This window comes from Microbacterium soli (genome assembly GCF_039539005.1).
Taxonomy (GTDB): Bacteria; Actinomycetota; Actinomycetes; order Actinomycetales; family Microbacteriaceae; genus Microbacterium; species Microbacterium soli.
Genome location: NZ_BAABCP010000002.1, coordinates 108,467 through 120,776, shown reverse-complemented (window position 1 = coordinate 120,776; position 12,310 = coordinate 108,467). Strand labels below are relative to the sequence as shown.

At 68.8% G+C, this 12,310-nt stretch carries 10 protein-coding genes and 1 tRNA gene; 9 read left to right on the top strand and 2 right to left on the bottom strand.

Going from position 1 to position 12,310, the window contains the following annotated elements; genetic code table 11:
• Nucleotides 1-6 precede the first annotated feature (6 nt).
• From pyk to ABD770_RS12730, 3 genes are all read left to right on the top strand, one after another.
• Nucleotides 7-1,455 (top strand): pyruvate kinase, encoded by a 1,449-nt coding sequence (gene pyk / locus ABD770_RS12740; RefSeq protein WP_344820438.1) that lies wholly within the window; start codon nt 7-9, stop codon nt 1,453-1,455.
• 121 nt (nt 1,456-1,576) lie between these two features.
• Nucleotides 1,577-1,659, top strand: a tRNA-Leu gene (locus ABD770_RS12735).
• 132 nt (nt 1,660-1,791) lie between these two features.
• A complete protein-coding gene (locus ABD770_RS12730; protein WP_344820044.1) occupies nt 1,792-2,409 on the top strand; it encodes an ANTAR domain-containing response regulator in 618 nt (205 codons plus the stop codon).
• 99 nt (nt 2,410-2,508) lie between these two features.
• Here ABD770_RS12730 and ABD770_RS12725 read toward each other — a convergent pair whose 3' ends face one another.
• A complete protein-coding gene (locus tag ABD770_RS12725) occupies nt 2,509-2,880 on the bottom strand; it encodes a hotdog fold thioesterase (protein ID WP_344820437.1) in 372 nt (123 codons plus the stop codon).
• Between the two features lie 96 nt (nt 2,881-2,976).
• On the opposite strand from ABD770_RS12725, the gene polA reads away from it, so the two are divergent.
• From polA to ABD770_RS12695, 6 genes are all read left to right on the top strand, one after another.
• A complete protein-coding gene (gene polA, locus ABD770_RS12720) occupies nt 2,977-5,610 on the top strand; it encodes a DNA polymerase I (RefSeq protein WP_344820043.1) in 2,634 nt (877 codons plus the stop codon).
• A 10-nt stretch (nt 5,611-5,620) separates the two neighbouring features.
• Nucleotides 5,621-7,294 carry a DUF885 domain-containing protein gene (locus tag ABD770_RS12715; protein ID WP_344820042.1) on the top strand — a complete coding sequence of 558 codons (1,674 nt, stop codon included), beginning with the start codon at nt 5,621-5,623 and terminating at the stop codon, nt 7,292-7,294.
• 80 nt (nt 7,295-7,374) lie between these two features.
• Complete coding sequence (locus ABD770_RS12710) at nt 7,375-8,727, top strand: MFS transporter (protein ID WP_344820041.1); 1,353 nt, start codon at nt 7,375-7,377, stop codon at nt 8,725-8,727.
• Between the two features lie 37 nt (nt 8,728-8,764).
• Complete coding sequence (locus ABD770_RS12705; protein ID WP_344820040.1) at nt 8,765-9,520, top strand: SGNH/GDSL hydrolase family protein; 756 nt, start codon at nt 8,765-8,767, stop codon at nt 9,518-9,520.
• A 5-nt stretch (nt 9,521-9,525) separates the two neighbouring features.
• On the top strand, nt 9,526-10,173 hold the full coding sequence (gene yczE / locus ABD770_RS12700) for a membrane protein YczE (protein WP_344820039.1): 648 nt from the start codon (nt 9,526-9,528) through the stop codon (nt 10,171-10,173).
• A 19-nt stretch (nt 10,174-10,192) separates the two neighbouring features.
• Complete coding sequence (locus tag ABD770_RS12695; protein ID WP_344820436.1) at nt 10,193-10,921, top strand: formylglycine-generating enzyme family protein; 729 nt, start codon at nt 10,193-10,195, stop codon at nt 10,919-10,921.
• Nucleotides 10,922-10,947: 26 nt separating this feature from the next.
• Here the strand turns inward: ABD770_RS12695 and ABD770_RS12690 are convergent, their stop codons facing one another.
• Nucleotides 10,948-12,276 carry an MFS transporter gene (locus tag ABD770_RS12690; RefSeq protein ID WP_344820038.1) on the bottom strand — a complete coding sequence of 443 codons (1,329 nt, stop codon included), beginning with the start codon at nt 12,274-12,276 and terminating at the stop codon, nt 10,948-10,950.
• Nucleotides 12,277-12,310 lie beyond the last annotated feature (34 nt).

Below are 12,310 nucleotides of genomic sequence, written 5' to 3'. Positions count from 1 at the left end.
ATGCCGTTGAGACGCGCGAAGATGGTGGCCACGCTCGGGCCTGCGACCTCGACCTATGAAACGGTCCGTGCATTGATCGAGGCCGGCGTCGACGTGGCCCGGCTCAACCTCAGTCATGGCGATTACGCGGTGCACGACGCGAACTACGCGAACGTGCGCCGCGCGGCCGACGATGCGGGGCGCGCCGTGGCGGTGCTGGTCGACCTGCAGGGGCCGAAGATCCGCCTGGGCAGGTTCGAGGACGGCCCGTACGAGCTCGCCGTCGGCGACATCTTCAAGATCACCACGGAGGAGATCACCGGAAACCGGGAGATCTGCGGCACGACGTTCAAGGGCCTTCCTCAGGACGTCAAGCCCGGTGACTTCCTGCTCATCGACGATGGCAAAGTGCGCGTCCAGGTCGTGGACACCGACGGCACGGTCGTCACCACCCGTGTGGTCGTCGCCGGTGCCGTGTCCAACAACAAGGGCATCAACCTGCCCGGTGTCGCCGTCAACGTCCCCGCTCTGAGCGAGAAGGACGAGGCGGACCTGCGCTGGGGGCTTCGCACGGGGGCCGACCTCATCGCGCTCTCCTTCGTGCGCAACGCCGCCGATGTGGATCGGGTGCACGAGATCATGGCGGAGGAGGGCGTCCGCGTGCCCGTCATCGCCAAGATCGAGAAGCCCCAGGCCGTGGAGGCACTGGAGGAGATCGTCGACGCGTTCGACGGCATCATGGTCGCTCGCGGGGACCTGGGCGTCGAGCTGCCGCTCGAGGCCGTGCCCATCGTGCAGAAGCGCGCTGTCGAGCTGGCGCGCCGGATGGCCAAGCCCGTCATCGTCGCCACGCAGATGCTCGAGTCGATGATCTCGAGTCCCGTGCCCACCCGCGCGGAGACGTCCGATGTCGCCAACGCCGTCCTCGATGGTGCGGATGCCGTGATGCTGTCGGGCGAGACCAGCGTGGGGGAATACCCGGTCGTGGTGGTCGAAACCATGGCGCGCATCATCGAGTCCACCGAGGAGCACGGTCTGGAGCGGATCTCCCCGCTGACGAACAGGCCGCGCACCCAGGGCGGCGCCATCACGCTCGCGGCCCTGGAGGTCGCGGAGTTCGTCGAGGCGAAGTTCCTGTGTGTGTTCACGCAATCCGGTGACTCCGCCCGCAGGCTCTCGCGTCTGCGCTCACGGATTCCCATGCTGGCGTTCACGCCCGAGCCCGGCATCCGCCGTCGCATGGCGCTGACCTGGGGCATCAGCTCGACGCTGGTCGACATGGTGCAGCACACCGACAGTATGTTCCACCAGGTGGACGAGTACCTGCTCCGCACCGGTCTGGCGCAGGAGGGCGACCGGGTGGTCGTCATCTCCGGATCTCCTCCGGGGATCGTGGGCTCCACCAACGACATCCGCGTCCACAAGGTCGGGGATGCCGTCGGCGGGGCGGCGCCGGTGTACAAGAGCGGCGTCTGAGAAGCGCGATCGAGGGGCGGGCCCGCACGGCCCGCCCCTCGATCGCGTCCGGGCAGGGGACCCTGCGGTGCCGGACCGACGCGCTCGGCCCGGCACCGCGGATGCGGTAGGGTCGATCCGGGCCGGCGTGGCGGAATGGCAGACGCGGAGCACTCAAAATGCTCTGTCCGAGAGGGCGTGTGGGTTCGAGTCCCACCGCCGGCACATGCGTGGGGGACGGCGCCCGGAGGGTGTCGTCCCCCACGCATTCCCATGGAGAGGGACTCGAACCGCGGGCGAAGCCCGCATTGCGAAGCATCGGACTCGAAGCAGGATCGACCCCGATAGTATGTATCCGTGACAGAAGAACAGGCTGAGCAGTCCACGGCATCCGTCCCGCCGCGACGAGTCGTCGTCGCCGAGGACGAGTCGCTGATCCGACTCGACATCGTCGAGATCCTGCGCGACAACGGCTTCGACGTCGTGGGGGAGGCCGGTGACGGCGAGACCGCGGTGCAACTGGCGACCGAGCTCCGTCCCGATCTGGTGGTCATGGACGTGAAGATGCCGCAGCTCGACGGCATCAGCGCCGCCGAGCGGCTGCACAAGGCGAACATCGCCCCCGTCGTGCTGCTGACCGCGTTCAGCCAGAAGGAGCTCGTCGAGCGCGCCAGTGAAGCAGGGGCACTGGCGTACGTCGTCAAGCCGTTCACCCCCAACGACCTGCTCCCGGCGATCGAGATCGCCCTGGCGCGACACGAGCAGATCATCACGCTCGAGGCCGAGGTCTCGGACATGGTCGAGCGTTTCGAGACCCGCAAGCTCGTCGACCGTGCCAAGGGACTGCTCAACGAGAAGATGGGCCTGACCGAGCCGGAGGCGTTCCGTTGGATCCAGAAGGCGTCGATGGACCGGCGTCTGACCATGCAGGACGTCGCGAAGGCCATCATCGAGCAGCTCGCACCGAAGAAGTGAGACCACGGCCGGTCGACACCACGCGCTGACCCGACCGGCCCCGTTCCGACTCCCGAGGGCTCGGATGCACGGCATCCGAGCCCTCGATGTCCATTCGCCTCAGGCGGGGATGTCGCGGATCGTGTTCGTGATGCGGATGGTCGAGCAGCGTCTGCCCTGCTCGTCGCTCACGACGATCTCGTGCACGGTCATGCTCCGACCCAGATGCAGCGGCGTGCACACGCCCGTGACGACTCCGGAGGACACGGACCGGGTGTGCGTGGCGTTGATGTCCACCCCCAGCGCGACACGACCGGGCCCGGCGTGAAGTGCTGCCGCCACGGAGCCGAGGGACTCACCCAGCACCACATGTGCGCCGCCGTGGAGCAGGCCGACAGGCTGCGTGTTGCCCTCGACGGGCATGGTGGCCACGCATCGCTCGACGGTGAACTCGGTGAAGACGATGCCCATCTTCTCCGCCAGCGCCCCCATGCCGTACTCGGTGATCCACTCGGGGATCGCCGACTGCACCTGATCCGCCACACATCCTCCTCGGCAGGTGTCCGTCACTCTCGTTAGGCTTGCACCGTGACGGACTCCGAAAAGCCTACTCTCATGGTCGTCGACGGCCATTCGCTCGCATACCGGGCGTTCTTCGCCCTGCCGGTCGAGAACTTCACGACCAGGGACGGGCAGCACACGAACGCCATCTACGGATTCCTGTCGATGCTCGTCAACCTCATCAAGGCGGAGAAGCCGACGCATCTCGCGATCGCCTTCGACACCTCGCGGCACTCGTTCCGTACCGACGAGTATCCCGAGTACAAGGCCACTCGCTCGGAGACGCCGCAGGAGTTCCGCGGCCAGATCCCACTGCTTCAGGACTGCCTGACGGCCATGTCCATCCCGGTGCTGACGAAGGAGGGCATCGAGGCCGATGACATCCTCGCGACGCTCGCCGCGCAGGGCTCCGCGAAGGGCTACGACGTCCTCGTGGTCTCCGGCGACCGCGACAGCATCCAGCTCGTCAACGATCGGGTGACGCTGCTGTACCCGTCGGTGCAGGGCGTGTCGCAGCTGAAGCGTTATGATCCGGCGGCCGTCCAGGAGCGTTACGGCGTCCGGCCGGAGCAGTACCCCGACGTCGCGGCGCTCGTCGGTGAGACCAGCGACAATCTCCCCGGCGTGCCCAAGGTGGGGGAGAAGACGGCAGTCAAGTGGCTCGCCCGGTTCGGCACGCTGGACGAGATCCTCGCGCGCGCCGATGAGATCAAGGGCGTCGTCGGCGGGAACCTGCGCGAGCACCTCGACGACGTCCGCCGCAATCGCCGACTCAATCGCCTGCTCGACGACGTGGAGCTGCCGCTGGGCCCGGACGACCTGGCCGTCGCGCCGATCGATGCGGCGGCACTGCGGGACATCTTCGCGCGGCTGGAGTTCCGCACCCTGCTGCCTCGAGTGTTCGACGCAGTGGGCGCGGCCGACGAGGCCGTGCACGAGGCGCCGGCGATTCAGGTTCCCGAACCCGTCGAGGCCCCCGCGGACCAGCTGGCGACGTGGCTCGCCGCGCAGGAGGGCGAGATCGGTCTCACCCTCGTCCTGTCCGGAACATCGCCCACCCGCATCGGGGTCGCGACGGCGTCGGAACTGCGCGAGTGCGACTGGGACGATGCGGCCGCCGCCGCGCTGGGACCCTGGCTGGAGTCGAGAGCGCCGAAGGTGATGAACGACGCCAAGCCCGCCGTCAAGGCACTGCTTCGTGACGGCATCCGGCTCGGCGGACTGGCCTACGACACCCTGCTGGCGGGTTGGCTGATCCGGCCGAGCTTCCCGGACAAGACGCTCGCACACCTCGTCGCCCGCTACCTCGACGAGAAGCTCCCCGAGGCCGATCCCACCCAGCTGGTGCCCGAGGACGAGGGGGCGACGCCCTCGCAGGAGGCGTGGTTCACGCTGCGCACCGCCGCCGCGATCCGGGAGAGCATGCCCGGTCCCGTCGCCTCGGTGCTCATCGACATCGAACTGCCCACGCTGGCCGCCCTCGCCGACATGGAAGTCGCCGGCATCGCCGTCTCCCATGACGTCCTCAGCGCGTTCTCCGGCGAGCTGCTCCAGCGCACCGACGCCATCGCCGCCGATGCGTTCGCCCTGGTCGGCCGGGAGTTCAACCTCGGCTCGCCGAAACAGCTGCAGGAGGTGCTGTTCGAAGACCTCCGGCTGCCGAAGACCCGCAAGACCAAGACGGGATATTCGACGGATGCCGCCGTGCTGGCCGATCTGCAGGAGACCAATCCGCATCCGTTCCTCGATCTCCTGCTGCAGCACCGCGAGGCCACCAAGCTCCGGCAGATCATCGAAACGCTGGACGCGACGATCGACGACAACCAGCGCATCCACACCACCTACGTGCAGACCGGCAGTCAGACCGGGCGCCTGTCCAGCACGGACCCCAACCTGCAGAACATCCCGGTGCGCACCGAGGAATCCCGTCGCATCCGCAGCGCCTTCCAGGTGGGGGAGGGTTATGAGACGCTGCTGACGGCGGACTACTCGCAGATCGAGATGCGCATCATGGCGCACCTATCCGGCGATGCCGGTCTCATCGAGGCGTTCAACGCGGGGGAGGACCTGCATCGCTTCGTGGGCTCGCAGGTCTTCGGGGTGGAGCCTCAGGACGTCACGGCGCAGATGCGCACGAAGGTCAAGGCCATGTCGTACGGACTGGTGTACGGACTCAGCGCGTTCGGTCTGAGCAAGCAGCTTCGGATCCCTCAGGCTGAGGCCAAGCAGCTGATGATGGAGTATTTCGCCCGGTTCGGCGCGGTGCGCGACTATCTGCGCGCGTCCGTGCTGCAGGCCAAGGAGGACGGCTACACCGAGACCATCTTCGGGCGACGTCGACCCTTCCCCGATCTCACCAGCCCGAACCGGGTGCTGCGGGAGAACGCCGAGCGGGCCGCACTGAACGCTCCCATCCAGGGGAGCGCGGCCGACATCATGAAGCTCGCACTGTTCCGCATCCACTCCGACCTGAGAGAGGGCGGGCACGCATCGCGCGTGCTGCTGCAGATCCACGACGAGCTCCTCGTCGAGATCGCACCGGGGGAGTGGGATGCCGTGGAGGCGATCGTGCGCACCCGGATGTCGGATGCGGCGGAGCTCAGCGTCCCCCTGGATGTGCAGGTCGGGCGTGGCCGGGACTGGAACGAGGCGGCGCACTAGGCTCGACCCCATGGCTGCTGAACCGCGCACCCCGTCGGCGATCGATCGTGTCGCTGAACGCTGGGTGGACACGCTCGTCGAACTGTCGCCCGTGCTGGGCACCTACATCGGCCGCAATGAGGTCAACGGCATGCTCGACGACCTCAGCCCCGAAGGGCACGAGGAATCGGCGGCCGCCGCACGACGTGCGCTCGCGGAGCTGAACGCGCTCGAACCGGCCGATCCCGTCGACGAGGTCACGAAGACCGACCTGTCCGCGGAGCTGCGACTGCACCTCGAACTGCACGACGCCCGCTGGCATCTTCGCGATCTGAACGTGATCGCCTCCGCGCCGCAGGACATCCGGCAGGCGTTCGACCTGATGCCGACGGCGGACGCCGACGACTGGGCGGTGATATCGCGACGACTCGCCGCCGTCCCTGCGGCGCTCACCGGTTACACGCGCACGCTGCGGGAGGGCGTCCGTGAAGGCGTCGTCCCTGCGCGACGCCAGGTTCTCGAAGTCGCGACGCAGATCTCCCGGTACACGGCCGACGACGGATTCTTCGCCTCGTTCGTCGCCGATGCCGCCCCGGAGGACGGAGAGCTGCCGGCCTCGCTCGCGAAGGACCTCGCGGATCGCTCCGCCGCTGCGCGCGTCGCGTACGACCGGCTGCGCGCGTTCCTCATCGGGGAGCTGGCGGCCAGCGCGTCTGCGGAGGACGCCGTGGGCCGCGAGCTCTACGCGCTGAACTCCCGACGATTCCTCGGCGCGACGATCGATCTGGACGAGACGTACGAGTGGGGCCGCGAGGAGCTCGACCGGATGATCTCGGAGCAGAACTCCATCGCCGAGGAGATCCTGCCCGGTGCGAGCGTTGCCGAGGCCGTCGCCCATCTGGAGGCGGACCCGTCGCGCAAGCTGCACGGCACGCAGGAGCTGCAGCGGTGGATGCAGGAGACCAGCGACAGGGCGATCGCCGATCTGGGGGCGACCCACTTCGACATCCCGGAGCAGATCCGCGAGCTGGAGTGCATGATCGCCCCCACTCAGGAGGGCGGGATCTACTACACCGGGCCCACCGACGACTTCTCCCGGCCCGGGAGGATGTGGTGGTCGGTGCCCGAGGGCGTCACCGAGTTCGACACCTGGCGCGAGCTGACCACCGTCTACCACGAGGGTGTTCCCGGTCACCACCTGCAGATCGCCCAGGCCACCTACAACCGTGCCGAGCTGAACACCTGGCGACGCGTGCTGGCGGGCACCTCCGGTCATGCCGAGGGATGGGCTCTGTACGCCGAGCGTCTCATGGAGCAGCTGGGCTACCTCGACGACCCGGCCGATCGCCTGGGTATGCTCGACGGTCAGCGCATGCGCGCCCTGCGCGTCGTGCTCGACATCGGCGTGCACCTCGGCAAGCCCCGCCTGGACGGCGACGGCGTGTGGGACCACGACTACGCGCTGGAGATGATGCGACGCAACGTGAACATGTCGGACGAGTTCCGTCGCTTCGAGGTCAACCGATACCTCGGGTGGCCCGGGCAGGCTCCCTCCTACAAGGTCGGGCAGCGGATCTGGGAGCAGGTGCGCGACGGCGTACGAGAGCGCGAGGGCGACGCCTTCACGTTCAAGGAGTTCCACAAGCGTGCGCTCGACCTCGGCGGCGTGGGCCTGGACACTCTGCGAGGGGCTCTGCTGGGCTGAGCCGGCGGCGACGGCCGACGGCGCGTCGCGCCGTCGTCATGCGGGAGCCCACCGTCCGCACGCGGTCCTAGCATGAGAGCATGTCAGGACCGACGCTCTCGAGCAGTTCAACACTCGCCGCACGTCTGGATGCGCTGCCGTTCACCAGATCGCACCTGCGCGTGCTGACCGGGTCCGGCGTCGGGTGGGCACTGGACGCCATGGACGTCGGGCTCATCTCGTTCATCATCGCCGTGCTCGCGCAGCAGTGGCATCTCACGCCCGAGGAAGCGGGGTGGATCGCCTCGATCGGCTTCATCGGCATGGCCATCGGCGCAGGCGTCGGCGGCCTGCTGGCCGACCGCCTCGGCCGACGGCAGGTGTTCGCCCTGACGCTGCTCGTCTACGGCATCGCGACAGGCGCCAGCGCTCTGGTCGGCGGAGTGGCCATGCTCCTCGTCTTCCGCTTCTTCGTGGGCCTGGGGCTGGGCGCCGAGCTGCCCGTCGCCTCGACGTACGTGAGCGAGTTCGCGCCGGCGGCGATCCGCGGCCGCCTCATCGTCATCCTGGAGGCCTTCTGGGCGATCGGGTGGACGGCGGCGGCAGTCATCGGGTATCTCGTGGTACCGGTGTCCGACGTCGGCTGGCGCTGGGCGTTCGCTCTGGGCGCCGTGCCCGCCGTCTATGCGATCATCGTGCGCTGGGGCCTTCCGGAATCGCCCCGTTGGCTGGCATCACGGGGGCGGCTCGCACAGGCGGAGCGCATCGTCAAATCGCTCGAGACGCGAGCAGTTCTGGGGCGTCCGCTCCAGCCGCGTGCGCAGTCCGCGCTCCCCGCTCTCGCGCTGACGTCCTCGGCGCGGCTGCGTGCGCTGTGGGCACCGGAGTTCCGGCTGCGCACACTGAGCGTGTGGGCGGTATGGTTCTGCGTGAACTTCGCCTACTACGGTGCGTTCATCTGGATCCCGAGCATCCTCTTCAGCGCCGGCTACGATCTGGTCAAGTCGTTCGGCTTCACTCTGCTGATCACCCTCGCCCAGCTGCCCGGCTATGCCGCGGCGGCGTGGCTCATCGAAGTGTGGGGCAGGCGTCTGACCCTGTCGGTCTTCCTCGCCGGCTCTGCGGTCTCGGCCGTCCTGTTCGGGATCGCCGACAGCGAGGCGACGATCATCATCACGGGCATGGCCCTGTCGTTCTTCAATCTGGGCGCATGGGGTGCCTTGTACGCCGTGACGCCGGAGATCTATCCGACCTCGTTGCGCGCCACGGGGGCGGGGTGGGCGGCGGCGGTCGGCCGGATCGCCTCCATCGTCGCCCCGCTGGCCGTCCCCGTCCTGCTCGCGCAGGGCGGCGCGCCGCTCGCCTTCGTCGTGTTCTCGGCCTTCTTCGCCATCGCGACGGCAACGGCCTGGGGTCTCGTGGACCGGCGCGGAGCGGCTCTCGATGACCGCTGACACTCTTCCACGGCCGCGGCGGTCATAGGCTGGACGCATGACGCATGTGCGCTTCGTCGCGATAGGGGACTCGTTCACCGAGGGAGTCGGCGACGAGCGTCCCGACGGCACGGTGCGCGGCTGGGCGGACATCGCCGCACAGGGCTGGGCGGATGCCACCGGGCAACCGGTGCATTACGCGAACCTCGCCATCCGCGGGCGTCTGGCCTGGCCGATCGTCGAGCAGCAGCTGGAGCCCGCCCTCGCCCTGAGGCCGACGCATCTGTCCTTCAACGGCGGCGGCAATGACATGCTCCGGCCCGGCGTGGACGTCGAGCACATCGCCGATGCGTTCACGCGGGTGCTGAGACGCTGCGATGAGGAGGGCGTGCGGTTGATCGTGCTCTCCGGTGCGAATCCGAGTGCGCGTCTGCCGCTGGGAGGGCTGGTGCAGCGTCGTGGAGATCTGCTGTCGGACGCCGTGCTCCGCAGGATCGAGGGGCGTCCCGACGTCGTCCGCGCGCTGAACTGGCCGGATGCGGAGCTCTCCCGGCCCGCATACTGGTCGGAGGACCGCCTGCACATGAACGCCTTCGGGCACCATCGCGTGGCCGCACGCGTGCTGGACGCTCTCGGTCTCGAGCCCCCGGCCGCGTGGTGGACGGCCCCGACGAGCGCGCCGGTCGGGCCCCGCGGGCTGGCGTACTATCGCCGGTTCGTGGGCCCGTGGATCAGACGACGGATCACCCGCACGTCATCCGGCGACGGTCGAGCGGCGAAACTCGCGGACTGGGCCGAGCTGAGCCCACGATGAGCCGGATGCGAGGGCGCAGACTGCGGCGGCGGGTGCCGCAGCTGCTGATCGGGCTGTTCCTGTACGGCATCGGGATCGCGTTCATCATCCGCGGGGTCATCGGTGCGGCACCGTGGGACGTGCTCTCCCAGGGCATCGCCACGCACATCCCGCTGACGTTCGGGACCATCACCGTGATCGTCAGCGGAATCGTCCTGCTGATGTGGATCCCGCTGCGGCAGAGACTCGGTATCGGCACCGTTCTCAACGCGCTGCTGGTCGGCCCGGCCGCGGACGTGGGCTTCCTGCTGATCCCGGTCGTGGACGCGCTGTGGGTGCGCATCCTCTTCTTCGCGGTCGGACTGACCATCCTGGCGGCGGCGACCGGGCTGTACATCGGCGCGCGCTTCGGCCCCGGTCCGCGTGACGGACTGATGACCGGCCTGCACACCGTGACGGGTCGCCCCATCTGGGTGGTCCGCACGGCGCTCGAGGTCACGGTGGTGCTGATCGGCTGGCTGCTCGGGGGTGATGTCGGCGTGGGCACTCTCGCGTTCGCACTGCTGGTGGGCCCCCTGTGTCAGTTCTTCATGCGCGTCTTCGACGTGGAGGTTCCGACTGCACCGCCGGGCGGCGAGGGGCAGGATCTCCGGCCGGATGCCGTGACGGGGTGACCGCGTGGACCTCACGGAGATGCGACGGATTCCTGCCGGTTCGGTGCACCTGCACGACGCCCGGCGCGGTCGTCGCTGGACGGTGGAGCTGGAGTCGTTCGAGATCGGCGTGTACCCGGTCACGGAGGAGCTGTTCGCCGAGTTGCTGGGCGTCCCCGCGCGTCATCCGCGGCGTCCGGCCCGTGATCTGAGTTGGCTGCGGGCGATCCGGTTCTGCAACGCCGCCTCGGAGTGGGAGGGACACGATCCGGCGTACTCGTTCGACGGTGAAGAGGTGACCTGGCATGTCGACAGCGACGGCTACCGCCTGCCGACGGAAGCCGAGTGGGAGTTCGCCTGCAGGGCGGGATCGACCGGCCCGCACTACGGGCCGCTGACGGAGATCGCCTGGACGGCGCTGGACGGGGTGTCGGAGCCGCAGGATGTGGGCGGGAAACTTCCCAACCTGAACGGACTGTTCGACACGCTCGGGAACGTGTGGGAGTGGTGCTGGGACCTGCTCGATCCGGCCCGGTACGACGATTACCGGGTGTTCCGCGGGGGAGGGTTCGAGGATGAGGCCTTCAGCGTCCGCGCGTCGGTGCGACGCGGGGGAGGCCCGCGCATGCACCATGACGACGTCGGCATGCGGCTGGCGCGCGGCGGGTTCGACACGGTCGACGCCGCCCAGGGCTGGTCCGCAGGGGAGGATCTGGAGCGCGGTGCCCGCGGAATGCCGCGACCGTTCGGATGGACTCCACGGGGCTGAGCCGTCGGATGGCTCCACCCGACGGCTCAGGCGCGGCGACGCCGCTCGGGGTCGAGGCCGATGCGGATGCGGGTGTGCTTGCGCTCGATGATGATCATCGTGGTGCCCAGCGCCCACAGCGGAAGCTGCGTGAGGAACGCCCATCTGAATGCACCCATCGAGTACGTCGACGGCGTGCCGGCGCCCTGCAGGTCGAGAGCGAGGCCGATCAGGAAGATCGCGGTGAGCGCCGCGAGGAACCCGCCCGAGTTCGTGACGCCGGTGGCGGTGCTGAGCCGATGGGCGGGGTTGTGGGTGCGAGCGTGGTCGAACGCGATCATCGACGCGGGGCCGCCTGCCCCCAGGCAGACGACGAGCACCACGAGAAGCCACAGCGGCGCGGCGCCCGGCCAGAAGATCACCAGCAACCAGCCCAGCACCTGCACTCCGATGCTCGGGATCACCAGGGCCAGCGAACGCCGCGTGGGAACACGACGGGAGAGTTCGCCGAGGACGGGGCCGAGAAGCATCGCCACCAGGACGTTCAAGGAGACCAGGCTCGCCGCGGCAGCGGCCGAGAGCCCCTCGCCCTCGGTCAGGTAAGGCATACCCCACAGCAGCAGGAAGGCCGTTCCTGCGAACGGTGTCGTGAAATGCGACCAGAACGCCAACCGTGTGCCAGGGTGCGCCCACGCGGCCCGGATGCCCACGCCCGTGTCGATGGAGGACGTCACGACGCGGATGACGCCCGTCTCGGTGTTGACGGAGACGTCCTCGGCGTGCTCGGGCGGACGGTTGCGGATGATCGCCCACACGAGGATCGCGAACAGCACTCCGAGTCCTGCGACGCTGCCGAAGGTGATCGTCCACGTCGTGGAGTGCAGGAGCGCGGCGAGGGGGAGCAGCGCCACCAGTTGTCCGCTCTGCCCGGCGATTCCCGTGAGCTGCACCATGATGGGGCCGCGCTGCGCGGGAAACCATGTGGCCACCAGGCGCACCACGGCGGGGAAGACGGCAGCGTCGCCCGCGCCCAGCAGCATGCGGGCGACGATCGCGACGCCGATGCTGGGGGAGAGGGCCATCACAAGCTGTCCGACGCTCATCAGCAGCATGCCGATGACCATGATGGGGCGGGAGCCGTAGCGGTCCAGCAGCACCCCGATCGGGATCTGCATTCCGCCGTACACGGCGAGCTGCACGACGGCGAACAAGGACAGCGTCGCGGCGTCCGCATGGAACCGTCCCGCCGCGTCGACGCCGACCGCGCTCAGCGAGCTGCGATTGACGATCGCGAGGACGTACGCGGCGACCGCGACGATCCAGATCAGCCAAGCGCGCCAGCCGGGAGATGAACGGTTCGGATCAGTGGCGGTCACTCCATCCAGACTAGTGCCCGACCGACGGTGCAGC

What these genes read in the sequence shown, in the direction of transcription:
- ABD770_RS12725 (WP_344820437.1), bottom strand. Translation starts at nt 2,880, where the DNA reads ATGGGGGCGCTGGCGGAGAAGATGGGCATCGTCTTCACCGAGTTCACC.
- ABD770_RS12715 (WP_344820042.1), top strand. Translation starts at nt 5,621, where the DNA reads ATGGCTGCTGAACCGCGCACCCCGTCGGCGATCGATCGTGTCGCTGAA.
- ABD770_RS12710 (WP_344820041.1), top strand. Translation starts at nt 7,375, where the DNA reads ATGTCAGGACCGACGCTCTCGAGCAGTTCAACACTCGCCGCACGTCTG.
- ABD770_RS12705 (WP_344820040.1), top strand. Translation starts at nt 8,765, where the DNA reads ATGACGCATGTGCGCTTCGTCGCGATAGGGGACTCGTTCACCGAGGGA.
- yczE (WP_344820039.1), top strand. Translation starts at nt 9,526, where the DNA reads ATGCGAGGGCGCAGACTGCGGCGGCGGGTGCCGCAGCTGCTGATCGGG.
- ABD770_RS12695 (WP_344820436.1), top strand. Translation starts at nt 10,193, where the DNA reads ATGCGACGGATTCCTGCCGGTTCGGTGCACCTGCACGACGCCCGGCGC.